A 26,206-nucleotide genomic window follows, 5' to 3' on the forward strand; every position below is an offset into this window, starting at 1 on the left:
GCCAGGATCAAGGCCAACAAGAACGACGGGGCGGTCCATGAGTCAGTCCTTGCGCAAGCGCAATCCCTCCTACGAATTGATGGAGGACTTAAGCGGTCACTCGGTGATCTACCGGGAGCATGGTTTTCCCTGCCCGCTGGTGCGCTGGCATTTCCACAAGGAATACGAGCTGCACCTGATCGTGGCCAGTTCGGGGACCGCCTTCATCGGCGACTACATCGGCAACTTCTATCCGGGCAGCCTGTTCCTTACCGGGCCGCATCTGCCGCACAACTGGATCAGCCGCGTCGCCGAGGGCGAGGTGGTGGCCAAGCGCGACATGCTGGTCAACTTCACCAACGAGACGGTGGACAACGCCACGGCGGTGTTTCCCGAACTCAGCGGCCTGGCGCCGCTGCTGGAACGCGCCCGCTACGGCATCGAATTCCAGGATCCGCAGCTGATCGCTCGCGCCGAGGCCTTGCTGCAACAGATCTCCGAGAGCGGCGGCGCCACCCGTCTCGGTCATTTCCTGGTACTGATGGAGGCACTGGCCACCTCGGAGCGCTACCAGCTGCTGTCCGGCAGCGTCGAGCCGGCCACGGCCAGCGAACAGGCGGTGGATCGCACCAACCGGGCGCTGAATTTCATCTTCGATCACTACCAGCGTGATTTCACCCAGGAAGAAGTGGCCGAACACCTGGGCATGACGCCCACCTATTTCTCGCGCTTCTTCCGCCAGGCCACCGGTCGCACCTTCGTCGAATTCGTCAACAGCCTGCGCATCAGCAAGGCCTGCGAGATGCTCTCCCACAGCAGCATGCCGGTCACCGACATCTGCTTCGAAGCCGGCTTCAACAACATCTCCAACTTCAATCGACGCTTCCACCAACTCAAGGGCATGACCCCACGTCAGTACCGCACCCTGACGGTACAGCGGCTGACCGAGCAGAACGCCTGAACGACCTGTCGCGTCTCGGTCCTGCGGCGTCGAGCGGGTCTGTGATCAGCAACCGTCCTTGAGCCCTGCTGTCGTGTGAATGCGCGACAGTGTTTATCGCCAGCTTGCGAGCCATTGAACAGACCGGACGCAAAGTTCGGTTATGATCGAACTACCAACCCTTGCCGACCGAGGCCAGTGCCACCATGACCGAATCCTATACCCCCCCACGCGTCTGGACCCCCACCACCTCCGGCGGCAACTTCGCCAGCATCAACCGCCCCATCGCCGGCCCGACCCACGACAAGGAACTGCCGGTCGGCGAGCATCCCTTCCAGCTGTATTCCCTGGGCACGCCCAACGGCATGAAGGTGACCATCCTGCTGGAAGAGCTGCTGGCGGCCGGTCACGCCGACGCCGAATACGACGCCTGGCTGATCCGCATCAGCGAAGGCGAGCAATTTTCCAGCGGCTTCGTCGAGATCAACCCCAACTCCAAGATCCCGGCCCTGGTGGATCGCCGCGGCGCCGAGCCGCTGCGCGTCTTCGAGTCCGGTGCCATCCTGCTCTATCTCGCCGACAGCTTTGGCGCCTTCATCCCGAAGGATCACGCCGGTCGCACCGAAACCCTGAACTGGCTGTTCTGGCAGATGGGCTCGGCGCCCTTCCTGGGCGGCGGCTTCGGCCATTTCTACGCCTATGCGCCGGAAAAGCTCGAGTACCCCATCAACCGCTATGCCATGGAAGCCAAGCGCCAACTCGATGTGCTCGATCGCCTGCTGGCCGAGCGCACCTATGTGGCCGGCGAGGAGTACGGCATCGCCGACATCGCCATCTGGAGCTGGTACGGCAACCTGGTGCTGGGGCAGCTGTACAACGCCGCGGAGTTTCTCTCCGTGCAGGAGTACAGCCACGTCCAGCGCTGGGCCCAGGCCATCGCCGCCCGGCCGGCGGTGCAGCGCGGCCGGCGGGTCAATCGCACCTGGGGCGAGCCGGGCGAGCAACTGGCCGAGCGGCATTCGGCCAGCGATTTCACCTGATCCGGCAGAGCGGACGGCGGCGGCATGTCTCCGCCGCCGCTAGCGACTCCAGTCCGCGGTCGCGGAGCCGAGTCGTGTCGCGGGGCGTTGCCACTGCAACTCGACCTCGCCGATCCTCAGCGGCGCCCGCAAGCGCAGCGCCGGACCCCAGGCGGTCGGCTCTTGCGTCTCGCTATAGTCGCCCTCCTCCGGCCCTCCATACGCCGGACCACCACTCGCGCCCGGTCGCTCACTCAGTAGCACAGCGATACGGGCAAGGGACAGTCGCGCCGTCATAGCTCGCCGCTCCCGCTGACGCAGCGCCAGCCCGCGAAGGGCGGCGGCCGCCATGAGGTAGCCGGTAGCGTGGTCGAGCGCCTGCACCGGCAAGGGCACCGGCTGCTCACCGCCCTGCCAGTCGCGCCCGGCCGCGGCGATACCGCAGGACATCTGCACCAGGCTGTCGTAGCCCCGACGGAGCGCCCAGGGACCGCTCCAGCCATAGGCGCAGAGCGAAATATCGATCACCCCGGGATTCAGCGCGCGACGTGCAGCGACGCCGTAGCCCAGTCGCTCCAGCGCATCGGCGCGATAGCCGTGGACCAGGATGTCTGCCGAGGTCAGCAGCGCCTCGAATCGCTGGCGATCGGCGGGGCGCCTGAGGTCCAGTCGCGCGCAGCGCTTGCCCAGGGTCACCTCGGGTGCCTGGGCCGGTTCGTCCCAGTCGGGCGGATCGATCCGCAGCACCTCGGCGCCCAGCCCGGCCAGCAGGCGGGTGGCGATCGGCCCGGCGAGGATGCGGGTCAGGTCGAGGACGCGGATGCCCTGCAACGGACGCTGTGGATCGGGCCGCCAATTGCTGGCGATATCCGCGACTGTCCATTCCTGGGCGATCAGCGGTTCGGCGCCAACGGCCTGCCCCTGGGGATGCGCCTGCCACTCCGCCTGGGTGCGCAGCTTCGCCGCGCAGCCGCCCGCCGCGACGATGGCCGTCTCCAGGTCTTCGCCCGACCCGCCCGCCATGGCCTGAGCCACGGCGTCATGGCTATTGGCGCAGCCCAGCACGGCCAGGGCGCGCTCCCGGTGATGAGGTGCATTGGCGTGCAACCGTAGCCAGCCGTCGCGGGTACGGTAGTCGCCGGTGATCGGGTCCCAGACGGCGGGCAATTCCCAGCCCAGGGGACGCAGGGATGTCTTGAACCAGGCCGCGGCCAGGTGCCGGTCCACCTGCACCGGCAATCCGGGGGCTCCTTCGGCCAGCAGGTCGGCGGCGGCCAGGCCGGCGACCCCGATCGCCGCCGTGGCGAGGTCGCTGACCGGAAAGCAGGAGGCCAGGCTGTCGTTGCCCCGGACCTGCAGGTTTGCCGCCTGGGCGGCAGACAGATCCAGGGCGGTGACGAGTTCGCCGAGCAGGGATTGAAAGACGGCAGGCGTACGGGACGGGTGGGTCAAGGCAAGGTCCTCCGCGGCAGCAGGCAGTGCTCTCACAGTAGCCCTGCTTGCGCGAGCAGGACACCGGCGTTCGTCCGTCTACCGTCCAGCCCGACACAGGGACAAATCGCCCTCTGCCTGGGTCTCCCCTTCATCAGCCCACCTACGCTATCGGGAGACCCCATGACCGAACGACAGCTACTCATCGCCGGCGCCAGCGGCATCATCGGCCAGGCCGTGCTGGAAGCCTTCGCCAACGCCGGCTGGTCCATCACCACCGTCGGCCGCTCGCGACAGGCACCCAGTCGCTTTCCTCATCTGACCGCTGACCTGCTGGACCCGGACAGCCTGGCCGCGGCCAAGACCGATCTCGCCGGCGTGACCCATCTCTTCTACAGCGCCCTCAAGCCCAACCCTGACCCGGGCGTCGAGGCGGACGAAAACGCCGCCATGCTGGAGAACCTGGTCGCCGCCGTACGGGATGCCGGCGCCCCCCTGGCGCGCATCACCTTCGTCCAGGGCGGCAAGATCTATGGCGCCCACCTGGGGGTGTACAAGACCCCAGCCCGCGAGGACGACAGCCGCCACTTCCCGCCCAACCTCTATTTCCGCCATGAAGACTTCGTGCGCAGCCTGGAGGCCGACGGCATCCGGTGGACCGCCCTGCGCCCCGACATCGTTATCGGTCACTCACTGGGCTCGGCCATGAACCTCGGCAACCTGATCGGTCTCTACGGTGCCCTGTGCAAGGCGACCGGTACCGCCATGCAATTCCCCGGAACCGAGCAGGCCTATCGCTGCGCCCTGGTCAACATCACGGCCGCGCCGCTGCTGGGCGAAGCCGCGGTCTGGGCCGTCGAAGAGGAGCGCGATGGCGCCTTCAACCTCACCAACGGCGATGTCTTTCGCTGGAGTCACGTCTGGCCACAGCTGGCCGACTGGTTCGGGCTGGACGTCGGCGAGCCGCAACCCATCTCCTTGGCCCAGCGCCTGACCGCGCTGAAGCCGGTGTGGCAGGCGCTGGCGCAAGGGGAAGGACTGGCCGAGGCCGATCCCGAGCGGATCGCGCCCGGGGCCTTCGGCGACTTCATCTTTCATGTCGAGAAGGATGCCATCTTCGATGTGACCAAGGCGCGGCAGGCCGGCTTCGGGCAGATGGTCCTGAGATCGGACGAGGTCCTGCTCGCGCACCTGGAGGACATGCGTCGGCGGCGACTGATTCCCTAAGGCATCCCGCGCCGTCCCGATTGAGGCAAAACGCCCGGGACGACATGCGGTCTCAACCCCAACGTCTCGCCATTGGAGTTTTAACTTGTACGCCGACACCCTCACCTGGGGCCATGGCCCCCGCACCTTCGAAGTCTTTCTCGAGCCCACCTGCCCCTTTTCGGTCAAGGCCTTCAACAAGCTCGATGAACTGCTGGCCCAGGCCGGTCCGGACCGCATCACCCTGAAGATCCGTTTGCAATCCCAGCCCTGGCACCTGTTCTCCGGTGTGGTGGTGCGCTGCGTGCTGGCCGCCGCCACCCTCGAAGGCGGCAAGGAGAGTGCCAAGGCGGTGCTGGCCGCGGTGGCGGCCCATCGCGAGGAATTCGAGTTCAAGGATCACGCCACCGGGCCCAATCGCGACGCCACACCCAATGACATCATCACGCGCCTGGAAGGCTACAGCGGCCTGGCCCTGGCCGATGCCTTCGCCAATCCGGACCTGCAGCACGCCATCCAGTGGCACTGCAAGTACGCCCGGCAGAACGGCATCCACGTCTCGCCGACCTTCATGATCGATGGCCTGGTGCAGCCTGACATCAGTAGCGGGGATTCGGTCGTAGACTGGCTTGCGCGGCTGGAGTGAGCACCGGGGCCCGGGGTCGCGAGGAGGCATAGTCCGGTCCCTAGCGCTATGCTCCGCGGCTTCTCCTCGACCCGAGACAGCCTCGTCATGGCCTGCCCTGCTGGAGCTCTATCCTGGAAGCCCTGAGCGTCTACCTGGGCCTGGTCGCCCTCGCCTTTGGCGCGGCCACCCTGCTGCCCCTGCAATCGGAAGCGGCCCTCGCCGGGCTGCTGCTCACCGAGCGTTATGCCACGCCCCTCCTGCTTCTGGCCGCCACGGTGGGCAATGTCGCCGGCTCGACGCTGAACTGGTGGCTGGGTACCCATCTCGAACGCTTTCGCCAACGGCGCTGGTTTCCGCTGTCGGCGGAACGCCTGGCGCGTATTCAGGCGGCCTATCAGCGCTGGGGCTGGTGGTCGCTGCTGCTCAGCTGGACGCCCGTGATCGGCGATCCCCTGACCCTGGTGGCCGGAGTGATGCGCGAACCCCTGTGGCGCTTTCTAGTGGTGGTGACCCTGGCCAAGGCCACGCGCTACGCCGTGGTCTGGGGCCTTGCCCTGGGTTGGCGCTGAGGCGGCCTGGCTATCGTTCACTAACCAAGCTGACGCCGGCGTCGCCACAACCAGCGCGTTTCCACGGCGGCGAGATCGGCAAGCGGAATTAGGTCAGCGGGAATACGACTGCAGTTCGACAGGTTGAACACCTGGCGACCCGCGGCGCGCATCGCGGTCTGCATGACCTGCAAGCCGGGCAGGATGCGACTGTGCAGGTGCTCGTCGAGGCCGCAGGGCGACGCCGGCGAGCGACCATCCTCGTAGAACCGCGGACGGTCGCTGTCGAGATCGAGGCCGGCGAGATAGATCTCGGTGAATCCCAAGTGATAGGCCAGTTGCAGGGCGATGAAGGCCACCGTGCGGACATCGAAGATGCCGTAATCCAGGTTGCAGCTGAAGCCGATATCCCGGGCGCGACGACTGAACCAGGCGGGCAGCCGTTGCGCCTGTTCCTGTTCGGCGCCCAGGTGGTGCTCCAGGCGTGTGGCTGGCGCCCGGTGCAGCGGATGTGCCTTGGCGGCCAGTTCCGCGGGCAGGGCCTGGATGGCTTCCGGCCAGAGCGCCAGCCGGGTGGCCCGTTCCAGTCCCTGTCGATAGAGCTCGGGTTGCTGCTGCGCGAAACTGAGATCGCTGCAGACGTAGAACAGCGGACTCAGGGGACTGCCCAGCAACTTGGCGATGGCGCCATTCATGGTGATGACCGGAATGTCCCGCCAGACCGGCAGATTGAGCCTGCCCGCCGACGGCCCCGAGGCCAGCAGCAGCAGTGGGCCGCGGTAGGCATTGCGCCAGGCGGCGAAGGCGCCAGCGGTCGAACTCACAGCTTCGTTCGGGCGGAACGAGAGGGGTGAAAGGTACAAGGTACGACTCCTCGGAGTGACGATGACCAGACCTGGCGCGCCGATCGACCACTAGCGAACGCGCCACGTGACAGGGCCCAGCACTGGACAGCGCTGCGGCCCCGTCGCCCATTGTGCGTGAACCTGCCGCTGCTGGATTTCTACCCCAGGTAAAAGTCTGTCGCCACCTTGTATCCGGATTCTTACAAAGTCCGGCGTTGAGTCATGACCGCTGCTGCCCTGGCGCCTCCCAGGCTGGATACTCTGGCCAGCCTGGGAGGCCTTGCCGCTAGGAACCGCGGTAGGTGCTGAAGCCGTAGGGGCTGAGCAACAGCGGGATATGGTAGTGCTGCTCCGGCTGGGTGACGTCGAACACCACCGGGATCTCCGGGAAGAAGGCGCTGCGGCCCTGCTGGCGATAGTAGTCGCCGGTCTTGAAGACCACCCGGTACTCCCCCTTCTCGAAGGTCTTTTCCTTGGGAAACAGCGCCGGCACCCGGCCCTGCTCGTTGGTGACCTCTTCCGCCAGCGGCTGCCAGCCCTGCCCCACCTGGCGCTCCAGGGTCAGGTGCACGCCGGCCGACGGCTTGCCGTCTTCCAGGTTGAGCACATGGACACTCAGGGGATTGGGTGCGGCGACCGCAAAGCCGGACAGGGCCAGACCCGACAACAGCACGAACGTCTTCATGAAAATCTCCTTCAAGGATGAGAGGTGAGGTTGAGGTGTTCAGCGGCCGCCAGCGCACAGCGCTCGTCCGCCCCGCCACCGCCGGCACCGGCGATGCCCAGGGCACCGACCAGCTGGTCGCCTTCGTAGAGGGGGATGCCACCGCCCAGCAGCAGCAATTCGGGCAGGGTGACGAGATTGGCGGCGTCCGGGTTTTGCCGGGCACGCTCGGCCAGCGCCTGCGACGGGGTGCGGGTGGACAGGGCGGTAAAGGCCTTGCGCCGCGCCGCCTCGGCGTTGTGCGGTCCGACGCGGGTATCGCGTTGCAGGAGGATCAGTTGACCGCTGCGGTCGAGCACCGCCAGCGCGGCGCTGCAGGGCGCGGCCTGCGCCAGACGCTGCGCGGCAGCAAGGTCGAGATCGGGGTGCTGCGGCAGCGCCGCCTGCGCCTGACCGAGCAAGGCAGCGCCCAGCAGCGTGACGGTTAGGGAAGAAAGAAAGCGCGACATGATTCGAGGTCCGGGAGATGACCTCGCCAACCTATCCTGATCGTTCGGTCAGAAACGGGTACTGCGGGATGACAATTTTGTCAGAAGGATCAGCGGGATAGCTGGTCGGACCCAACAGGCACCACTCCTTACCCACGGTTTGAACATTCGTTCCATCAGACGCGTGAAGGCGCCGCGCCGAGACTGCCGTTGCGTTTATCCGTCTCTATCGCCGAGCAACTCGAGTCGACCGTTGCCTCGCGTATGCCTATTGCCTTCCGGAAGTGCACCCGTTCATCGAACGCGCAAAATCAGCGGACCACTATTGATCGATTAGATCAAAACATGCTTTATTGTGATCACAACAATCACAATGTAGGCATGACCATGAAATTCCGCGGCATCGTTCCCGCCCTCGTTACCCCTTTTGACGCCCAGCAGCGTGTCGATGAAAACGCTTTGCGCGGTTTGATCGAAAACCTGATCGGCGCTGGCGTCCACGGCCTGTTCGTACTGGGCACCAACGGCGAGTTCTTCGCCCTGTCCGAAGCCGAGAAGCTGCGTATCGCCGAACTCACCGTGGACGCCGCGGGCGGCCGGGTCCCGGTCGTGGCCGGGACCGGTGCCTTCGCCACGCACGAAGTGATTGAACTGAACAAAAAAATGGCGGACCGCGGTGTCGATGCCCTGTCGGTGATCACGCCCTACTTCAATGCGGTCAGCCAGAAAGAGCTGATCACGCATTACGAAGCCATAGGCGACGCCTCCTCGCTGCCGCTCATGCTCTACAACATTCCGGCCAAGACCGGCATGTCGATCGGCATCGGCGCCGTGGCCGCTTTGAGCCAGCACCCGCAGATCAAGGGCATCAAGGACAGCGCCGGCAACTTCGATGCCCTGGTGCAGATGATGAAGTACCGCAGCGACGACTTTGCCGTCTTCGCCGGTACCGACTCCCTCATCTACTGGAACCTGCTGGCCGGCGGCGATGGCGCGGTGGCGGCTACCGCCAATGCGGTGCCCCAGGTCGTCATGACCATCTGGAACGCCTTCCAGGCCGGCGACCACGCCACCGCCCGCGCCGCCCAGGAAAAGCTGCGGCCGCTGCGCGATGCCTTCGCCCTGGGCACCATGCCCTCGGTACTCAAGAAGGCCGCCGACCTGCTCAACGTCCCCGTCGGCCCCTGCCGCGCCCCGGTCGCGCCGCTGGACGAAGCCACCGTACACAAGCTCGAAGGCCTACTGGCCATCTACCGCGACTGATCCGGAGCGCCCATGTCCCTCTATCATTTCCAGACCGTCAAACACCTGGTTCACGGCGCTGGCGCCCTGGATCAGCTCGGCGACAAGCTCGCCCTTCTCGACGTCCCGCTGCGCCGCGTGGTGCTGGTCACCCAGAACGCCATGCACAGCCTGGGCGTGACCGAGCGCGTCAAGGCGCAGCTGGCTGCCCGCGACATCGAGGTGGCCGTGATCGACAACGTCGAGATCGAGCCGACCCTTGAGAACATCGAGCAGGTCTTTCGCGAGCAGGTCGCGCCGCGCCAACCGGACGCCCTGCTGGCCATCGGCGGTGGCTCGGTGCTGGACGCCGCCAAGCTGTTCGCGGTCATGCTCACCAACGAGCAGTCGCTCAGGTCCATGCTCGGCATCGACCAGGTAGCCCGCGCCGGGCTGCCCACCGTGCTGGTGCCGACCACTGCCGGGACCGGCTCGGAAGTAACCCCCAATGCCATCGTCACCCTGCCCGACGAAGAGCTGAAAGTGGGCGTGGTCAGCCGCCACCTGCTGCCCGCGCTGGTGCTGCTCGATCCGCTGCTGACCCTGAGCCTGCCCAAGGCCATCACCGCGGCTACCGGGATGGACGCCTTCACCCATTCCCTGGAGTCCTTCATCTCCAACAAGGCCAACCCGGTCAGCGATACCTTCGCCCTGGAGTCCATGCGCCTGATCGCCGGCAGCATCGTCGAGGCCTACCAGCAACCGGATTCGATACGCGCCCGCAGCGACATGCTGCTCGGCTCCACCTATGGCGGTGTGGCCCTGACCGCGGCTGGCACCGCCGCTGTCCATGCGCTGGCCTATCCCCTGGGCGGCAAGTTCCACGTCACCCATGGCGTGGCCAATGCCATGCTGCTGCCCCATGTCATGGCCTTCAACCTGGACAGCTGCGCGCCGCGCCTGAAGCGCGCCGCCCTGGTCTGCGGTCTGGCCCGCCAGGAAGACAGCGATGAAGCCGCCGCAGGCAAGCTGATCGAGCAGATCGCCACCTGGACCGCCACGCTGGAAATTCCCCAGGATCTGGCCGCCTTTGGCGTGCGCGAGGAGCACCTGCCGGACATGGCAGTGGCGGCGTCCAAGGTCACCCGGCTGATGGTCAACAATCCCAAGCCGCTGAGCCTGGACGACATCCAGGCGCTGTACCGGCGCCTGCTGCCATGACCCGCCTGCTGATCCTGGCCGACGACCTCAGCGGCGCCGCCGACTGCGCCCTGGGCTTTGCCAAGGCCCAGGCGACCCGGGTACTGCTCGACGCCGAGGCCCTGGACACCCAGGCACCGGTGACGGCGCTGGATCTGGACAGCCGTCGCCTGGACACGCGCGCGGCGGCCGCACGCCACGCCGCACTGCTCGGGCACCCGGCCTTGGCGGGCGCGGCCCTATACAAGAAAATCGACTCCACCCTGCGTGGCAACGTCGCCGCCGAGGTAGCGGCCCTTGCCCCGCGTGGCCTGGCCCTGGTCGCCCCCGCCTACCCGGCACTGGGCCGCACGACCCAGGGTGGCATCCAGTACCTGGACGGCGTACCGGTCGACCAGACCGATGTCTGGCGCAACGAGGGCCTGACCGGCAGTGCCGATCTGGTCGCTCAACTGACCGATCACGGCATCAGCTGTGCGCGGCTCGACCTCGCCACCCTCCGTCAGCCGGTGGCCCTGGCCGCCGCCCTGCGCCGCGCGCTGGACAGTGGTCTGCCCGCGCTGGTCTGCGATGCCGAGCGCCAAACAGACCTGGAGGCGCTGGCCCGGGCTTCCGCTCCGATTGCGCAGCAGCTGTTCTGGGTCGGTTCGGCAGGTCTCGCCGAAGCGCTGCCCGCTGCCCTGGGCCTGACCGGCCACATCGCGCTCCGCCCTCCGAGCGACGGCCCGATCCTCACGGTGGTGGGCAGCATGTCTCGGCACTCCCAGGCCCAGGCCAAGCGGCTGGTGGCGGGGAGCGGCCAACACTGGCAGCGGCTGGCCCCTGCCTGGCTGCTGGAGCCGCAGCGCGCCGCCGAGCGTACCGCGCTGGCCACGGCCCTCGCTAGGCAACTCGCCCGCGGCGAAGACGTCCTGGTCAGTCTTGACCAACAGGCCCGCGACCCGCGTCAGGCCGTGGCCCTGAGCCAGGCCCTGGCCGAACTGCTACAGCCCGCCCTGCAGGAGGCCGCCGCCCTCATGGCTACCGGCGGCGAGACCGCTCGCGCCCTGCTCGCCCAGGCCGGCATCACGGCGCTGGACCTGCACGGCGCCCTCGCCCCAGGCGTGGCCCTGGCCAGCACCCGCTGGCGCGGTCGCGCCCTGCGGGTAGTAACCAAGGCCGGCGGCTTCGGCCAACCCGACACTCTCCTCGACGCCTGGCGCCACCTGCGCGCCAGCCTACCCGCACAGGCCGCCACGGCCTCCCTGCAGAAGGAAGCCCACCATGTCTGAACGTCCCGTCATCGGCATCACCATGGGTGACGCCACCGGCGTCGGTCCCGAAATCATCATGAAGTCCCTGGCCCACGCCTCGGTCTACGACAGCTGCCGGCCGCTGGTCATCGGCGACGCGGGTCGCCTGGAGGATGCCAATCGCATCGTCGGCGGTCGCCTGCAGATCAACGCCATCGAGTGCCCCGATCAGGCACGCTTCCAACCCGGCGTGGTGGATTGCATCGACCTCGGGCTGATTCCCGCCGACCTGCCCTACGGCAAGCTGTCCGCGCTGGCCGGCGACGCCGCCTATCGCTACATCGAACGCACCGTGCAGCTCACCTCCGCGGGCGAACTCGACGCCATCTGCACCGCCCCGCTGAACAAGGAAGCCCTGCACGCGGGCGGCCATATCTTCCCGGGCCACACCGAGCTGCTGGCGCACCTCACCGGCACCGAGGAGGTGTCGATGATGCTGATGACGCCGATCCTCAAGGTCATCCACGTCACCACGCACATCGGCATCATCGATGCCATCGCGCGCATCGAACCGGGCCTGGTCAAGCGCACCATCGAGCGCGCCCACGCGACCCTGCAGCGGGCCGGCATCCAGGATCCCCTGATCGCCGTTTGCGGTATCAACCCGCATGCCGGCGAGAACGGCCTGTTCGGCTACGGGGAAGAAGAAACCAAGATCCAGCCGGCCATCGACGAACTGCGCACCCGCGGCTGGCGTGTGGAAGGCCCGCTGCCTGCGGACACCCTGTTCTTCCGCGCCGGTCGTGGCGATTTCGACTGCGTGGTGGCCATGTACCACGACCAGGGCCACGGCCCGGTCAAGGTCATGGGCCTGGAAGCCGGCGTCAACGTCACCGTCGGCCTGCCGGTAATCCGCACCTCGGTGGACCACGGCACCGCCTTCGACATCGCCGGCAAGGGCATCGCCGACGAGCGCAGCCTCATCGAGGCGCTGCGCCAGGCCACCGAACTCGCCAGCCGGCATCGCGCCAGCCAGGCCGCTATCGCCTGAGGAGCGACCGATTTTTCCGTAACGCCAGTGCTATCCAACAACAACAAACGGAGTCACTCGCATGCAAACGTTCGACGTGCAAAGCACCGCCATCATCATCGGGATGGTGGTGGTCTACATTCTCTTCACAACCTGGCTCAGCATCCGGCTGCGCAGCCGCACCAGCGGCGAATTCATGGTGGCCGCGCGCAGCATGCCGGCCTTCGTGGTGGGCATCCTGATGATGTCGGAGTTCATCGGGGCCAAGTCCACGGTGGGCACCGCCCAGGCGGCCTTCGAGAGTGGTTTCGCCGCCTCCTGGTCGGTGATCGCCGCGGCCATCGGCTTTCCGCTGTTCGGCCTGCTGATGGCGCGCAAGCTCTACGCCTCCGGTGAGTTCACCATCTCCGGCTTCATCGCCCAGAAATACGGCCTGTCCACCAAGCTGATGGTGTCGATCATCATGATCTACGCCCTCCTGCTGGTGAACGTGGGGAACTACGTCAGCGGCGCCGCGGCCATCGCCACGGTGCTCAAGATCAACCTGCCCACCGCGGCCTTCATCACCGCCATCGTCAGTACCCTGTACTACGTCTTCGGCGGGCTGAAGAGCGTGGCCTACGTCAGCATCCTGCACACCTCGGTCAAGTACGTGGGCGTGCTCATCGTCCTGGGCGTGGCCCTGCACATGACCGGTGGCTTCACTCCGGTCATGCAGAACATGCCGGAGCACTACTTCACCTGGGACGGCGCCATTGGCGGCAGCAAGATCTTCGCCTGGATCATCGGTACCGTCGGAGCGATCTTCTCCACCCAGTTCATCATCCAGGCGATCTCCTCGACCAAGGATGCGCGCGCGGCCCAACGCTCCACCTTCCATGCCTCGCTGCTGTGCATTCCCATCTCCCTGGCGCTGGGCTTCATCGGGGTTGCGTCCAAGTACCTGCATCCGGAGATGAGCAGTCTCTACGCCCTGCCGGTCTTCCTGCAGTCGATGCACCCGGTACTGGCCGGCGTGGTGACCATTTCCCTGGTCGCCTCCATCTTCGTCAGCGTCAGCACCGTGGCCCTGGCCATCGCCTCGCTGGTTGTACGCGACTTCTATGTGCCGCTGCGCAAGCCCACGCCCGAGCGTGAATTCAAGGCCACCCGGGCGATCTCCCTGATCATCGGCTTCGTGCCGCTGTTCTTTGTGTTCTTCGTCCCCGAGATCCTCAACCTGTCGTTCTTTACCCGGGCGCTGCGCCTGTCCATCGCGGTGATCGCCATGATCGCCATCTACCTGCCGCTGTTCGCCACCAACCGCGGTGCGACCCTGGGCCTGCTGGCCTCGACCATCACCACCAGCGTCTGGTATCTGCTGGGCAATCCCTATGGCATCGACAACATGTACGTTGCCCTGGCGACGCCTGCCATCGTCGTGGTCATCGAACGTCTCTTCCCCCAGCCCGCCGCCAAAGCCGCTCCTACCGAGGTCCCCCATGTCCATCACTGAAATCGCCATCGCCGGCCGCCAGGACAGCTTCCTGCCGACGCCCTATCCGCAGAACCACGCCGCCAACCTGCTGGCCCAGCCTGACGGCACCCTACTGTGCACCTGGTTCGCCGGGACCCAGGAAGGCAAGGCCGACGTCTCGGTGCTGCTGAGCCGTCGCGACCCCATCACCGGCACCTGGAGCGAGCCCGTGCAACTGTCGGACGACCCCACTCGCTCCGAGCAGAATCCCATCCTGTTCCAGGCGCCCGGTGGTCCACTGTGGCTGCTGTGGACGGCCCAGGTGGCCGGCAACCAGGACACCGCCATCGTCCGTCGTCGGCTGTCCATGGATGGCGGCCACAGCTGGGGCCCGATCGAAACCCTGATCGACACCCCCGGCACCTTCGTTCGCCAGCCGCCGGTGGTGCTCGCCAATGGTGACTGGCTGCTGCCGATCTTCCACTGCATCGCCCGCCCCGGCGAGAAATGGGTAGGCAGCCATGACACCAGCGCCGTGCTGATTTCAGGCGATCAGGGCCGCAGCTGGACCGAACATGCGGTACCGGAAAGCACCGGCTGCGTGCACATGAACATCCAGCGGCTGGGGGACGGCAGCCTGCTGGCGCTGTTCCGCAGTCGCTGGGCGGACTTCATCCACGCCAGCCGCTCCCAGGATGGCGGGCGCAGCTGGAGCGCCCCCACCCCGACGACCCTGCTCAACAACAACTCCTCCATCCAGTTCATCCGCCTCGCCAGCGGCGAACTGGTCGTGGCCTACAACCCCACCAGCGCCGCCGAGTACAGCGAACGCCGCGCCTCGCTCTATGACGAGATCGACGATGGCGACAGCCGTGTCGATCCGGTGGCGAAGGACGGCGAGCGCAGCGCCGTCTGGGGCGTGCCGCGCGGTCCCATGAGCCTGGCCGTCTCCACGGACGAGGGTCACAGCTGGCGGCGCCTGGATGTCGAGGCCGGCGATGGCTATTGCCTGACCAACAACTCCACCGAAAAGCTCAATCGCGAGTATTCCTATCCCAGCCTGGTGCAGGCGGCCGACGGGGATGTGCACCTGGCCTTCACCTACTTCCGCCAGCGCATCAAGCACGTCCGGCTGCCCCTGGCGGCGCTGCGTTAGAGGAGATGGCGATGACGACTCAGCCTCATGTCCTGGTGACCGGCGTCAGCTCCGGCATCGGCGCAGCCATCACCCAGCGCCTGCTCGCCGAAGGCTGGCGGGTGACGGGCCTCAGCCGCCGCCCGCCGGAACAGCCGCATACGGCGCTGACCTGGATCGGCGTCGACCTGGCCGATGCCCAGGCGCTGGATGCCGTGCTGGCCGACATTGGCCCGCTGGACGCCCTTGTCCACGCCGCCGGCTTCATGCGCACCGCGCCACTGGGCACCCTTGATCCGGCCGACGGCGCCGCCATGTGGCACCTGCACGTCGCCGTGGCCAGCCGGCTGGTGGATCGCCTGATCGAGCGCCTCACCGAGGGCGGGCGCATCGTGCTGATCGGCAGCCGCACCATGCAGGGCGCGGCCGGACGCAGCCAGTACGCCGCCACCAAGGCAGCCCTGGTGGGCCTGGTGCGCTCTTGGGCGCTGGAGCTGGCCTCGCGTGGCATCACCGTAAATCTGGTGGCGCCCGGGGCCACCGAGACGCCCATGCTGCGCGATCCGGGTCGCGCCGGCACGCCGCCGCGGCTGCCCCCGCTGGGTCGCTATGTGCAGCCTGAAGAGGTGGCGGGCCTGACCGCCTTCCTGCTCGGTCCGGATGCCGGCGCCCTCACCGGCCAGACGCTGACGGTCTGCGGTGGCGCGTCGCTGTGATGTGGGGGAAGCGTGACTGCGCTAGAGTAGCGCGGTCTCTCCCGATGGATTCCCCATGAAGGTCGCCAAACGTCGCCAGGCCATCCTCGAACTGGTCCTGGCCGGTCACACCAACGTCGAAACCCTGTGTCGGCATCTGGGAGTGTCGGAAGCCACGGTCCGCCGCGACCTGACCGCCCTCGCGGAAGAGGGCCAGATCCTGCGGACCTACGGCGGCGCGACCCACATCGGCACCCGTGAGCCCGAGCCGTCCCTGGAGCAACGCAGCAACCAGTCCGGCCCGGAAAAGGCGCTGCTCGCCCGCGCCGCCCTCGCCCATATCAACGACCACGACACCCTGGTGCTGGACGGCGGCACCACCACCGCTGCCCTGGCCAAGCTGCTCAACGAAAGACGCGGCCTGCACGTCATCACCAACAACCTGCTGGCGGTGCCGCTGCTGCGCGATCTGCCCGAAGGCCATGTGACGTTGCTCGGCGGCGACCTGCGCCCCGGCAGCATGTCCACCTTCGGCCCGGCGGCCTTCACCATGCTGGAGCGACTCTCGGCCGACAAGGTCTTCCTCAGCGCCGACGGCGTTGTCGCCGGCCGCGGCCTCTGTGAGGCCAGCACTGAGCAGGCCTACCTCAAGGAATTGATGATCCAACAGGCCGCTGAGGTCTTCGTGCTTGCCGACTCGACCAAGCTGGGCCGGGATCGCCAGCAACACTGGACGCCGCTAAAAACGGACTGGACGCTGATTACCGATGCGACGGCGGGTGAGGTTCTGACGCCGTTCAGGCAGCTGGGATTGGTAAGGGTCGAAGTGGTTTCCTGAGCGCTAACGCGCTGATCTACGCAGGGCCTTGGCGTAAGGATCAGTCGTTAAACGCGGTAGGCGGCTGTGATCCACACACCAGCTTCATTCCAGGCGTGCTTTGGGTGCCACCCCTGAACCGTGTCGCCGGCTCCTGACGCCAAACCTTGGCCGGCGCCTGAGCTGAGTGCATAGAGGCCACCCGCAGCCGATACGGCAATGGTTCGGTATGTGGCCACCGGCGAAGCAGATGTACTCACACGCCTTCGCCGGCTTGGCTGGGTACCTGCCCTGCACAGCGAAAAGCGCGTTACTTACCCTTGCTCAGCTTCGAAACTAAGTGCGGGCGGGCGACTACGAAAACCTCCCGTCAGCCAAGCCAGATAGAGTCCACCGAGCAGCAGCCAGCTGCAGCCAAGCATGATCGCCAAGCGGTCAAGACTGATCATCAGCCAGAGCGTCGCCAACATACCGATGAGTGGACACAGTAGGTAGAGCACCAGTTGTAGGGGGCCACGCTTCTGCGGCTGGCGTGCGAAGTGAACGATCACTGAGAGGTTCACGAGGCTGAACGCTAGAAAGGCGCCGAAGTTGATGAATGAGGTCGAGGTGGTGACATCGAGCCTCAGGGCCAGCAGCGCCACTACCGCGCAGACCAGGATAGCGCCTACCGGCGTACCGAAGCGCGGGCTCAGGGTGCCCAGTAGCGCCCGGGGCAGCACGCCATCGCGGCCCAGGGCGAACATCAGTCGCGAGGCGCTGGCCTGCGCCGACAAGCCCGAGGTGAACTGGCCCACGATCAACCCGATCAGGAAGACCGACACAAACAGGTCACCCCCGATATTGCGCGCGATCTCGTAAGCGGCCGCATTGCTGCTTTCAAATAGGGTGGACGGATGGGCCAGCTGAACGAAATAGGCCGTGACCACGAAAATCAGTCCACCGATCAGGGTGATCAGCAGGATCGCCCGAGGAATGGTGCGCTGGGGGTCGCGGGTTTCCTCGGTCAGGGTGCTGACCGCATCAAAGCCCAGGAAGGAGTAACAGGCTACCGCCGCGCCGGCCATCACCAGGGACAGGTTCACGCCCTCGCCCAAGAACGGTTGCAACGACAACAGCGGCTTGCTGGCGTCGCCCAGCACGTAATGCACGCACAGCGCCACGAAAGCCAGCAGTACCAAAAACTGCACCAACATCAGTACGCTGTTGATGCTCTTGGCCAGGTGCAGGCCAAAGATGTTGATCACGCTGGTGACCAGGATGAACGTCAGCACCCAAACTGCCTGGGGTAGCTGCGGGAACGCCGAATGAAGGTAAGCCGCGCCAATCAGCCAGATCGCCATCGGCAGGAAGAGGTAGTCCAGCAACACCGCCCAGCCGGCGATGAACCCGAGGTGATCGCTGATGCTGTGGCGCACATAGCTATAAGCCGATCCGGCTACCGGAAACAGCTTGGCCATGCGCGCGTAGCTCAGCGCGGTGAAGCACATCGCCACCGCAGCGGCCAGGTAAGCCGCTGATACGGCACCGTGGGTAATCTCGGCAAGGATGCCGAACGTGCCGAGTACGATGATCGGCGTCATGTAGGCGATGCCGAACAGCACCACCGCTCCCAGAGAGAGGGATCGTTGCAGACGAGCCATTACTGGTTACTCCCATTTTATACGTTGTTATGGCAGGACCGAAGTCGGCAAAAGCGCGCGGCAATGCCGCAACGGGCGCGTCTGTGGCGCCCTTCAGAAGGGAAATGTCAGGGGATCAGTAGCTCACGCACGCCATTGGCATGGTCGATACGCGTACCTGGCAGCGTCATGCGGCGCTCTTCCAGATAGCGGTAGTCACGGCGGGCTTCAGCTAGGCGATGAAAGTCCAAGGTAATGGACTGCGCGCAGGGCTCTCGACCGGCTTCCAGCAACAGGCTGCCGTTGGGGTCGACCACTGCACTGCCGCCCGCGAATACCAGGCCGTCGTCGCCTGCGCCGACCCGGTTGCTCATCACCGCGTAGGCCTGGTTTTCCATCGCCCGCGCGGTGATCGCGGTTCGGTGCGTCGGCCCGTACGGGTCCATGTTGCCGTTAGTGACGATCAGCAGCTCTGCGCCAAGCTCGCCCAGGGCACGTGCGCTCTCCGGAAACTCGATGTCGAAGCACACCAGCAAGCCGACCCGTACGCCCTCCAGCAGCGCGGTGGCGTAGCGATCGCCCGGCGCGAACACGCCGCGATCCGACGCCCACAGGTGCGTCTTGCGATAGATCAGCACAATGTCCTGCCCGTCCATCAACACAGTAGTGTTATAGAACGTGCCGCCGTCGTCTTCGGCAAAACCGATGGCAACAGCCAGCCCACGCGCAGCCGCTGCCTTGCCGATAGCCGTCAGGCTCGGACCGTTTAAAGGCTCCGCCAGGGCCGCAACGTTTTCTGGCGTCGGAAAGCCCGTCAGGTAGGTCTCCGGGAACACCAGCAGGCGTGTACCCGCCCTGCACGCCGCGATAGCCTGCAGGGCCTGGGCGAGATTATGGGCCGTATCACCATCACGACCGGTGAGCTGAGCGAGTTCAACTTGCATGACGGGGCTCCGTTCTTGGTGTTGCATCAGGTGGGGGGCAAACACAGAATGCGGACACCCCTCCGGCCGGAGTCGAGTATGGAGGCGGAGCCACACAGGCGGAATTACGCACGCGGGGTAACCCCATAGGGGTAGACAGATGACCATGACCTTGCACGACATCGCCTTCCATCAGACCGTGGCCGAACTCATCGAAGCGCTCGAACGCCCGCACTTTTGGCGTGCCATGACTCGCGCGCTGGCGCAGTACGTACATCACGACAGTTGGGTGGCCCTGGTCTTTAGCGACGGACGCCCGCAGGTGTTGGCTGAAAGTCCCGGCGACGACGGTGCACCGGACCGGCTCTTTCAGGACTATCTGCACGGCCTGTACCTGCTCGACCCCTTCTACATCGCCAGTCGCGAGAGCCAGCGGGAAGGTCTCGTACGCTTGAGCGAAATCGCGCCTGACTGTTTCGAGCAAACGGACTACTACCTACTACCAGCGCTACTTCAGCCTCAACGTGGTCGCTGACGAGGTGCAGTTCAATGTCGCCCTCCCCGGTGCTAGAACGCTGTGTCTGTCACTGGGTTCACGGCAACGCTTCCAACCTGACCAGATAGCCCTGTTCTCCCTGGTAGCGCCCTGGGTTACCGCGTTGGTCCGTCAGCGCCTGAACCACGAGCCGGAGCCCAGTGAGCCGACGGCCGCCCCGCCTTGGCAGGAGCGCCTTGAGCGGATGGCACGCCAAGTGGAAACGGCGCTGACCGGTCGCGAGCTGGAAGTGGCGCGTCTGGTCCTCAGCGGGTACTCCAGCAAAGAGGTGGCGCGCAAGTTAGCCATTTCGGCTGAGACCGTGAAGGTGCACCGCAAGCACGTCTACAGCAAGCTGGGCATCAAGTCGCAGTCGGAGCTGTTCGCGGTGTTCCTGCAGGCTCAGCGCGGATGACGCCACAGATTTGCATCGCGCAGTGCAATGAAGAAGGCAACCTGGGTCAGTATGACCATGGGGGGTCTCCTGTATGCGTGATGGGTTGATCAACCGGCGGTGACAGTCATGCTGCCATCGGCCATGACCATCGAGCCGACTAGATAGCTTGCGCGGTCCGAGGTGAGCATGGCGACAATCTCGGCAATTTCCTCCGACTGCCCAGCACGGCCAATGGGCGCGGTTTCGCCGTGCCGAGCAAGAAAACCCGGGCCGTCGCCGACCACGCCATTAAGGATGTTGGTGACGACGTTGCCGACTCCGACCGCGTTGACGCGGATGCCGTGCTCGATGGCTTCGAGCGCGAGCGTGCCGGTCAGTTGGGCTAGTACGCCCCGTAGGCGCCGAGGGTTGGAAACGCACAGCCGGACGCGTATGAGGCCATGGTGACGATAGCTCCGGATTCGTTGGGCATCATTGTCTTGACGGCCTCACGGCACCAAAAGCGATCGTAGCGAGGAAAGCCAGTAAAACGTTTAGGTTTGCGCAGGTTGACACCGACCCGGAGTCGTTCGGCCGGGACCTAAATCAGCCACAGCCGCCAGGAGCTACGTTCTTTGACCGACAACCGTGTCTGAGAGCCGGCCTATGTGGAAACGCGGCGCGACTAGTTGGCGCGCCGCGCATGCTCACCGTGGGCCGGGCGCTGCCGGCCATCGTAAGAGGGGGCATAGCCCCACGTATTTTTTCCACCAATCAAAGATGGGTACTGTATGTCCAATAGACAGGAGCCGCCATTAGGGCTATCTGCGGGCGATTTCGATGAAGACCCTAGAGATCCGCGGCTCGAGCTGTCGCCTGCTGATATCGCGGCCGAAGTGGAGCAAATTGCTTGGTACCAGGCTGAGCTGACGCTGGAGAAGACCCTGCTGGAGATCGACAAGCTCAACATCGAAATCACAGAGCTGCGCGTCGACTCATTTCGAAAATGAGCCACGCTTGCAGCAGTAATCACCGGTATTATGATCACGCTTATATCGGCCTTGAATAAGGCCCCGGAGGAGGCGCCCTCCAAAGGAGTAGCGCATGAACGCACAAGCCATAAATGAGTCGAGACGCCGTAGGGTCGAAGCCACACGCGCTGAGGTTGACGCGGTCCTTGAGAAGTCTGCCAGGTACCGTAAGCGTCAGGCCAATCCTCTGTGGATCGCGGTGCCCGTACTCACCGGCGCGGCCTTTACTGCTGACGTAGCCTATCTCGCCCACCTGCTCGTGTAACTCTATCGCCGGTGAAGGAGCCCTCTCGCGAGGGCTTTTTTGTGCCTGCTATTCCTTCAAGCGCACAGACGCCAGGTCCCGTCGAGGAGCCGGCACTGCTCCTTCCCAGGCATCTGCCTGAGAGCCTAAAGGTGCGGGAATCAAGCACCCTAGTCGCTCGCTCAACCGCGTCCCAGTCGCTGAATCAGACTTTCAAGCAACTCCATGACCAGTTGGCGATCCTCGGCGCTGAGGGTAGCCAGGCGCGTTTCGAGATGTCGGGCCTGATCCTGAGGCCGGACACTTGCCTCGGTCAGCAAATCCGCTGCTTCACAGCCGAATACCTCCGCCAGAGACAATAAGCGCTCAATGTTAGGCATGACCAAACCGCGCTCAATGCGCGATACCGCCTCGTTGCCTATCCCCAATCGTTCGGCGATCTGCTCTTGGGTGAACCCGCAGCGAATGCGCTGCCGAGCAATGGCTCGCCCCACCAGACCTGCCAATGCCGCCGTATCGTACTCAGCCATGACGCCCTCCCTTCAACCTCAATGGTCGAGCGACACCCTGTTGACATGAAGGGCATTACAGGTTGAATATCAACTCTATAGGTTGCCCTGCTAAAGCTCGCCTAGCTGCTCATGGGCAGCTAGTGAGAGGGCAGGAATCCTCCTGGTCAACAGAGATATGGCTAGCCCGGCACCTTGGGCAATAGCGCTTTTAAGGCTGCTGCGAAGGCTGGAATACCTTCAAGCCATCGAGTGAAGGCTGAAGTGCTGAGCGACCCGCCCGGACAGGATCGATTGATCGCCCCCTAGACGGACGTTAGGAAAATCGAGGTATACGCATCATGACGCACACCAAGAACACGCGGATTTATCCGCTCCCGCAGAAAGGTATCGACGCCAGCCACTTCGCAAGCGACTTGTCGGACCTTTCAGATGACATCGAGCTACGCTTTTCCGTACTGAAGGACCTACTCGATCAGCTTGACGCCAGCACCCTGGAAACAGATTCGCTTCGCGCCACAATTATCAAGATGACTGCGCAAGATCTGTTGGATGAGATGGTCATCATCCATCGCCGCAGCAAAAGCATTACGAACGCCTCCGCACTGGGCCTATGAGCAGTCCAAGCCCGCAGCGTGGCTCAATCATTCTTAAGTCACCACGACTAGCTTTCTTCGCTGAGCTGCTCGGACTGAGCTTTGATGTCGTCGAGCACGCGCGACACCCTGACAGGCATGTTGAGCATCTTGCGAAGCGTCGCAATATGGTTTTCAGCAACCTCGGGCGTTGAGCGCTTTGCGGGGGCTACTCGATGTGCCGGACGTGGACGACGGTCCATGCCGGGGACTCTGTTCGTCACGGTCTGCACTGCCGGCCTATCCCGCAGTGCATAGGGCCGGAAACCTCCCGACTGCACGCGTCTGATCAAGCCAAAGGCATAGGCCACCACGTTGCGCACACCGCCGCTACGGTGTCTGGCCTCAAGCTCTGCCAACACCTGCTGACGCTGCTCCAGGGACAACTCGTTAAGTGCCTTCAGCAGCTCCTGCAACTGCTCCTCATCAATTCCCGCGAGACAGGATGGAAGCGGAGCGCTGACCTTCGGGTTTTCCAGCTCTGAAGGATACGTACGTACTTTATACGTCTTACTACTGTACGTACTGTATTGGCCAATTGGTTCGTCGTGGACCTCGTTGGTCTGTGGCAGACCGGTTTGGCCTAAGCCGGACTCCACAGGTACCGCCCCGGAGATAGAGCTCCCAAACTCGCTTGGGATAGAAGCTCCATTAGGCACTGCCTCTTCACTGCGCTCACCCTGCGTGAATGCCTGACTCAGATGCTGCGCGATCCGCTGGATCGGATGCCCAGTTTCGTGCAGGCACGCTTGTAATAGACAGGCAAGCGTCTGGTCGGCATTGCATGCCTGATCAAACGCTAAGGCACGCTCATGCACCCTGTAGCGCTCGCTCATCACCTTGCCTGTCATGGGGTCACGCTGCACACCGACCAGCGCGATCCATCCCGTCAGGCGCAGCACTTTCAGAACGCGGCGCGCCGTCTCATAGCCCGCCCGCTGTCCTAATGGCGTGGTGGTGAGATAGCGCCGTAGCTGGCTCAGGCTCGTAAGCGAACTGATGCCATCAGGGCCGCTGAGCATGCGCAAGACCTGCCAGCCGTTGCGCTCCAAGGGCGTCAGCCGCGGATCTACCAGCAGCGCGGTTGGCGTAGTGAACCAGTCAGTCGATGCGTAGCGCTCGTGTGCGGAATAGCTTGCCATTTCCTCTCCCCTACCAAGGCCTTTCGGCTGCCAGGCGAGTCTCTTTGGCACCAACTGGTCTGTCCCGGATAAATCCGATTTGGCCCGTTACCGTATTTCTGTTGCATACCAAATGGTCTGCTGCAGACCAAAAGGCGATGAGTCATAGGTGGGGAGAGCCCCCTAGCTTTACGGCGGAGAAGGTCTGGGACTGTCTGCCAAGGCCGGGGCCGGGAAACCGTCTGGATGACCTGACCAACAAACGGTCTCCACCCTGCTGCATGTTGCTCGTGATTAACCAACTGCTATCACTGCTGGGTAGAGCTAGGAACGCCTGTGACCGGTTGCGGTCGCGATATGAGCGCGGTAGATTTGCCTGGTCATGGTCAATCCCATGGCCGGGCGTGACAACCCGATGAACAAGGGCGCGGTAGCCTAATCGCCCACAGCCAATGCTAAGCATTCGGCTGCGTGCGTTTTATGGCGGGCCGTGCGGGGCAGGCTTCGGCCTGGCCGGTTCCCTTGGTTCCCGGTTGTCACCCCCGTACGGTCCGCCTCCATACCGCGTGACAACGGTGGTGGCGGCTCCTCAACCGAACCAAGGAGCAGCATGAATGCACCGTCTTTCTTTTAAGCCCGAGCTCCGCCTCGGCGCTATCGGCTCGTCATATACCTCTACAACGGAGGTGTGCCATGGCTGAGAAAAAGCCCTCTGTGGTCCCCTTCCCCAGCAAGCCAATCGCGCTTAACCAAATGGATCTTTCCACTCGGTCTATCGAAGCCGATGCGGATCTTCGTGCCTCAATGCTAGGTGACCTGCTAGTTCAGCTGGCAGAGCGCGACTCTGGTCCTTCTGACGAGCTGCGGCTAAAGGTTGCCTGCAACATCGCTCAGGAATTGCTAGACGAGATGGTCACGCTCTATCGCCGGGCAATCTCCAGTTCCCGGTGCGCCATTGCTCAAGCGACTACCGTTGATTAGAAGCGGTGGCTGGGATGGTCTAGCAACCATCCCAGCCTTCTAAAGCTTCACACTTTCCGCTACAAACGCCTTACATCGAGCACCTGTCGCAACAGTCTCCATGGGTCTGTAGCAAAATCGGCTCTACATCAAAGGCAGTGTTCTACCGGCGTTTCTTGATATAGGCGCAGTGTCTCAGCTACAGGGCACTCAAGCGGCCGCCTTCACTCCGCCGCTGCGACGATGGCGATCTCGACCAGCAATTCCGGCGCCGCCAGCTTGGACTCAACTGTAGCCCGCGCGGGTGCCTGCCCTTCCGGTGCCCAGGCGTCCCACACCTCGTTCATGCCGGCGAAGTTGGCCTGGATGTCCGACAGCCATACCTGGGCGCTTAGGATGCGTGTCTTGTTCAAGCCGACTTTGGCCAGGTAGTCGTCGATCTTCTGCAGGACCTGCGCGGTCTGCCCTTTGATGTCCTGGGTGCGGTCGTTGGCGGTCTGGCCGCCGACGAAGGTGATGCCACCCTTGTACTGGACGACCCGGCTCATGCGCTGGTTGGTTTCGATACGGGTAATGGGTTGCATATAGGCTCCTTGAGTGGCCTGGGGGTTGAGGAATCTCTGTGAAAGCGATCGATGGCGAAGGCCGCAAGATCGATGGGTGAAGACTCGCCCAGCACCAGCTGCGCGACGCGCTGGCCAGTACCGAGACTCATCTGGAAACCGCTGCCGCAGTAACCGAACGAATAGGTCAATCCACTGGTGCGACTGCTGTTCGAGATGACGGGCAGATCGTCCTCGATGAAGGCTTCGATACCGGACCAGGCGCGGTTGATGCCCAGATGCCTAAGGTGCGGAAAGAGATCCGTCACGGTCTGGGCGCTGGTCACGAGCCGAGCGATATCGACCTCGCCGTGGCCAGCATCGAAGTCCAGGGCACCGATCAACTTGCCGCCAATGACCACCGTGCCGTTATCGAACTGCTTGAAGGACAGGGCGCGACCGGTGGCGCCGAGTACCTGCTTGCAGAAGGGCGCCACTCGATGGGTCACCATCAGCATCAGGCCTTGCGGATAGGTGGGTACCGGCTCGCCCACCTCGGCAGCCAGGCGCCCCGCCCAGGCACCTGCCGTCACGACCAGCTGGTCCGCCTCGAACCGCCCTTGGCGCGTCTCGATCTGCCAACGTGTGCTTCGCTGCATGATGGATAGCGCAGGCGTCTGTTCATGCAGCACCACACCCAGGCGCTCCGCTGCCTGCCGAACCGCCGTCACTACCCGGTAAGGCGTCGCGTAGCCATCGTCCGCCACCCAGATGCCCCCCACCACATGGGGCGCCACCGTCGGCAGGAGTTCGAAGACCTCCTGCCGATCGACGAGCACCTCATGGGAGAAACCGTGCGCCTGGAGGTGGGCGACTCGGTCCCGACATTCCTGCAGCTCCTCGTCGCTTTCGGCCAACTTGAGCTGGCCGCTGGCGACGAAACTCGCGTCCGTCCCCAGCAGCGCCGGCAGGTGGTGCCAGAGCGCGCGCGACGCCAGCGCTAGGGGGATTTCCGCCAGGTGCCGGCCAAGCGTCCGCACCCCGCCGGCGTTCACCCCGGAGGCATGTCGCCCGGCATAGTCGGCTTCGAGCACGATTACCCGCACGCCGCGCTGCGCGAGATGCCAGGCCGTGCTCAACCCATGCAGCCCGGCGCCAATGACGATCACGTCCG

The 26,206-nt window shown here is 64.7% G+C and carries 26 protein-coding genes and 2 pseudogenes; 17 read left to right on the plus strand and 11 right to left on the minus strand.

Annotated elements, in window-relative coordinates:
- Positions 1–37 precede the first annotated feature (37 nt).
- A complete protein-coding gene (locus tag ACZ5R1_RS15295) occupies positions 38–940 on the plus strand; it encodes an AraC family transcriptional regulator (protein ID WP_027596884.1) in 903 nt (300 codons plus the stop codon).
- A gap of 185 nt (positions 941–1,125) precedes the next feature.
- Positions 1,126–1,959 carry a glutathione-dependent disulfide-bond oxidoreductase gene (gene yghU / locus ACZ5R1_RS15300; RefSeq protein ID WP_027602724.1) on the plus strand — a complete coding sequence of 278 codons (834 nt, stop codon included), beginning with the start codon at positions 1,126–1,128 and terminating at the stop codon, positions 1,957–1,959.
- A 39-nt stretch (positions 1,960–1,998) separates the two neighbouring features.
- On the opposite strand, the gene ACZ5R1_RS15305 is transcribed toward yghU, so the two are convergent.
- On the minus strand, positions 1,999–3,390 hold the full coding sequence (locus ACZ5R1_RS15305) for a CoA transferase (RefSeq protein ID WP_464712484.1): 1,392 nt from the start codon (positions 3,388–3,390) through the stop codon (positions 1,999–2,001).
- Between the two features lie 162 nt (positions 3,391–3,552).
- On the opposite strand from ACZ5R1_RS15305, the gene ACZ5R1_RS15310 reads away from it, so the two are divergent.
- The 3 genes from ACZ5R1_RS15310 to ACZ5R1_RS15320 all read left to right on the plus strand — a co-directional run bounded on the left by ACZ5R1_RS15310 (position 3,553) and on the right by ACZ5R1_RS15320 (position 5,772).
- A complete protein-coding gene (locus ACZ5R1_RS15310) occupies positions 3,553–4,596 on the plus strand; it encodes an SDR family oxidoreductase (RefSeq protein WP_464712485.1) in 1,044 nt (347 codons plus the stop codon).
- An 85-nt stretch (positions 4,597–4,681) separates the two neighbouring features.
- The gene (locus ACZ5R1_RS15315; protein WP_464712486.1) at positions 4,682–5,221 is read left to right on the plus strand and encodes a DsbA family protein; all 540 of its coding nucleotides are present in this window, start codon (positions 4,682–4,684) and stop codon (positions 5,219–5,221) included.
- 113 nt (positions 5,222–5,334) lie between these two features.
- Positions 5,335–5,772 carry a YqaA family protein gene (locus ACZ5R1_RS15320; protein WP_464713287.1) on the plus strand — a complete coding sequence of 146 codons (438 nt, stop codon included), beginning with the start codon at positions 5,335–5,337 and terminating at the stop codon, positions 5,770–5,772.
- A 20-nt stretch (positions 5,773–5,792) separates the two neighbouring features.
- Here ACZ5R1_RS15320 and ACZ5R1_RS15325 read toward each other — a convergent pair whose 3' ends face one another.
- The 3 genes from ACZ5R1_RS15325 to ACZ5R1_RS15335 all read right to left on the minus strand — a co-directional run bounded on the left by ACZ5R1_RS15325 (position 5,793) and on the right by ACZ5R1_RS15335 (position 7,769).
- Entirely contained in the window at positions 5,793–6,575 is a 783-nt protein-coding gene (locus tag ACZ5R1_RS15325; protein ID WP_464712487.1) for a lipopolysaccharide biosynthesis protein, read from the minus strand.
- 307 nt (positions 6,576–6,882) lie between these two features.
- Positions 6,883–7,281, minus strand: coding sequence for a hydroxyisourate hydrolase (gene uraH / locus ACZ5R1_RS15330; protein WP_464712488.1), 399 nt, complete (start codon positions 7,279–7,281; stop codon positions 6,883–6,885).
- An 11-nt stretch (positions 7,282–7,292) separates the two neighbouring features.
- A complete protein-coding gene (locus ACZ5R1_RS15335) occupies positions 7,293–7,769 on the minus strand; it encodes a GlcG/HbpS family heme-binding protein (RefSeq protein ID WP_027602717.1) in 477 nt (158 codons plus the stop codon).
- Positions 7,770–8,135: 366 nt separating this feature from the next.
- Between ACZ5R1_RS15335 and dapA the strand changes: the two genes are divergently transcribed.
- From dapA to ACZ5R1_RS15375, 8 genes are all read left to right on the plus strand, one after another.
- On the plus strand, positions 8,136–9,011 hold the full coding sequence (gene dapA, locus ACZ5R1_RS15340; protein ID WP_464713288.1) for a 4-hydroxy-tetrahydrodipicolinate synthase: 876 nt from the start codon (positions 8,136–8,138) through the stop codon (positions 9,009–9,011).
- A gap of 12 nt (positions 9,012–9,023) precedes the next feature.
- Positions 9,024–10,190 carry an iron-containing alcohol dehydrogenase gene (locus tag ACZ5R1_RS15345; RefSeq protein ID WP_464712489.1) on the plus strand — a complete coding sequence of 389 codons (1,167 nt, stop codon included), beginning with the start codon at positions 9,024–9,026 and terminating at the stop codon, positions 10,188–10,190.
- Positions 10,187–11,440, plus strand: coding sequence for a four-carbon acid sugar kinase family protein (locus ACZ5R1_RS15350; protein WP_464712490.1), 1,254 nt, complete (start codon positions 10,187–10,189; stop codon positions 11,438–11,440). Before ACZ5R1_RS15345 ends, ACZ5R1_RS15350 begins: the two co-directional genes overlap by 4 nt.
- Entirely contained in the window at positions 11,433–12,452 is a 1,020-nt protein-coding gene (gene pdxA / locus ACZ5R1_RS15355; protein ID WP_464712491.1) for a 4-hydroxythreonine-4-phosphate dehydrogenase PdxA, read from the plus strand. The genes ACZ5R1_RS15350 and pdxA overlap by 8 nt, the downstream gene beginning before the upstream one ends.
- Positions 12,453–12,513: 61 nt before the next feature.
- Positions 12,514–13,926, plus strand: a complete 1,413-nt coding sequence (locus tag ACZ5R1_RS15360; protein WP_464712492.1) for a sodium:solute symporter family protein — start codon at positions 12,514–12,516, stop codon at positions 13,924–13,926.
- The gene (locus ACZ5R1_RS15365) at positions 13,913–15,043 is read left to right on the plus strand and encodes a sialidase family protein (RefSeq protein WP_464712493.1); all 1,131 of its coding nucleotides are present in this window, start codon (positions 13,913–13,915) and stop codon (positions 15,041–15,043) included. The genes ACZ5R1_RS15360 and ACZ5R1_RS15365 overlap by 14 nt, the downstream gene beginning before the upstream one ends.
- A gap of 11 nt (positions 15,044–15,054) precedes the next feature.
- The gene (locus ACZ5R1_RS15370) at positions 15,055–15,738 is read left to right on the plus strand and encodes an SDR family NAD(P)-dependent oxidoreductase (protein ID WP_464712494.1); all 684 of its coding nucleotides are present in this window, start codon (positions 15,055–15,057) and stop codon (positions 15,736–15,738) included.
- 55 nt (positions 15,739–15,793) lie between these two features.
- Positions 15,794–16,555 carry a DeoR/GlpR family DNA-binding transcription regulator gene (locus ACZ5R1_RS15375; RefSeq protein ID WP_074584379.1) on the plus strand — a complete coding sequence of 254 codons (762 nt, stop codon included), beginning with the start codon at positions 15,794–15,796 and terminating at the stop codon, positions 16,553–16,555.
- Between the two features lie 293 nt (positions 16,556–16,848).
- Here ACZ5R1_RS15375 and ACZ5R1_RS15380 read toward each other — a convergent pair whose 3' ends face one another.
- On the minus strand, positions 16,849–18,177 hold the full coding sequence (locus ACZ5R1_RS15380) for an APC family permease (protein WP_464712495.1): 1,329 nt from the start codon (positions 18,175–18,177) through the stop codon (positions 16,849–16,851).
- Positions 18,178–18,284: 107 nt separating this feature from the next.
- Positions 18,285–19,100, minus strand: coding sequence for a carbon-nitrogen hydrolase family protein (locus ACZ5R1_RS15385; protein WP_464712496.1), 816 nt, complete (start codon positions 19,098–19,100; stop codon positions 18,285–18,287).
- A gap of 139 nt (positions 19,101–19,239) precedes the next feature.
- Here ACZ5R1_RS15385 and ACZ5R1_RS15390 point away from each other — a divergent pair.
- Positions 19,240–20,029, plus strand: a pseudogene (locus ACZ5R1_RS15390) (helix-turn-helix transcriptional regulator).
- A gap of 89 nt (positions 20,030–20,118) precedes the next feature.
- Here ACZ5R1_RS15390 and ACZ5R1_RS15395 read toward each other — a convergent pair.
- Positions 20,119–20,507, minus strand: a pseudogene (locus tag ACZ5R1_RS15395) (SDR family oxidoreductase); the annotation flags it as partial.
- Positions 20,508–20,781: 274 nt separating this feature from the next.
- Here ACZ5R1_RS15395 and ACZ5R1_RS15400 point away from each other — a divergent pair.
- On the plus strand, positions 20,782–21,000 hold the full coding sequence (locus ACZ5R1_RS15400) for a hypothetical protein (protein WP_464712497.1): 219 nt from the start codon (positions 20,782–20,784) through the stop codon (positions 20,998–21,000).
- Positions 21,001–21,447: 447 nt separating this feature from the next.
- On the opposite strand, the gene ACZ5R1_RS15405 is transcribed toward ACZ5R1_RS15400, so the two are convergent.
- Positions 21,448–21,795: a helix-turn-helix domain-containing protein gene (locus ACZ5R1_RS15405; RefSeq protein ID WP_158891822.1), complete on the minus strand. Its 348-nt coding sequence runs from the start codon at positions 21,793–21,795 to the stop codon at positions 21,448–21,450.
- Between the two features lie 320 nt (positions 21,796–22,115).
- Between ACZ5R1_RS15405 and ACZ5R1_RS15410 the strand changes: the two genes are divergently transcribed.
- The gene (locus ACZ5R1_RS15410; RefSeq protein ID WP_464712498.1) at positions 22,116–22,391 is read left to right on the plus strand and encodes a hypothetical protein; all 276 of its coding nucleotides are present in this window, start codon (positions 22,116–22,118) and stop codon (positions 22,389–22,391) included.
- A 47-nt stretch (positions 22,392–22,438) separates the two neighbouring features.
- Here the strand turns inward: ACZ5R1_RS15410 and ACZ5R1_RS15415 are convergent, their stop codons facing one another.
- Positions 22,439–23,551: an STY4528 family pathogenicity island replication protein gene (locus ACZ5R1_RS15415; RefSeq protein WP_464712499.1), complete on the minus strand. Its 1,113-nt coding sequence runs from the start codon at positions 23,549–23,551 to the stop codon at positions 22,439–22,441.
- Positions 23,552–24,223: 672 nt separating this feature from the next.
- On the opposite strand from ACZ5R1_RS15415, the gene ACZ5R1_RS15420 reads away from it, so the two are divergent.
- Positions 24,224–24,511, plus strand: coding sequence for a hypothetical protein (locus ACZ5R1_RS15420; protein ID WP_464712500.1), 288 nt, complete (start codon positions 24,224–24,226; stop codon positions 24,509–24,511).
- 203 nt (positions 24,512–24,714) lie between these two features.
- Here ACZ5R1_RS15420 and ACZ5R1_RS15425 read toward each other — a convergent pair whose 3' ends face one another.
- Positions 24,715–25,074, minus strand: a complete 360-nt coding sequence (locus tag ACZ5R1_RS15425; protein WP_464712501.1) for a RidA family protein — start codon at positions 25,072–25,074, stop codon at positions 24,715–24,717.
- On the minus strand, positions 25,035–26,201 hold the full coding sequence (locus tag ACZ5R1_RS15430) for an NAD(P)/FAD-dependent oxidoreductase (RefSeq protein WP_464712502.1): 1,167 nt from the start codon (positions 26,199–26,201) through the stop codon (positions 25,035–25,037). Before ACZ5R1_RS15430 ends, ACZ5R1_RS15425 begins: the two co-directional genes overlap by 40 nt.
- Positions 26,202–26,206 lie beyond the last annotated feature (5 nt).

Source organism: Pseudomonas sp. Pso3 (assembly GCF_055393275.1).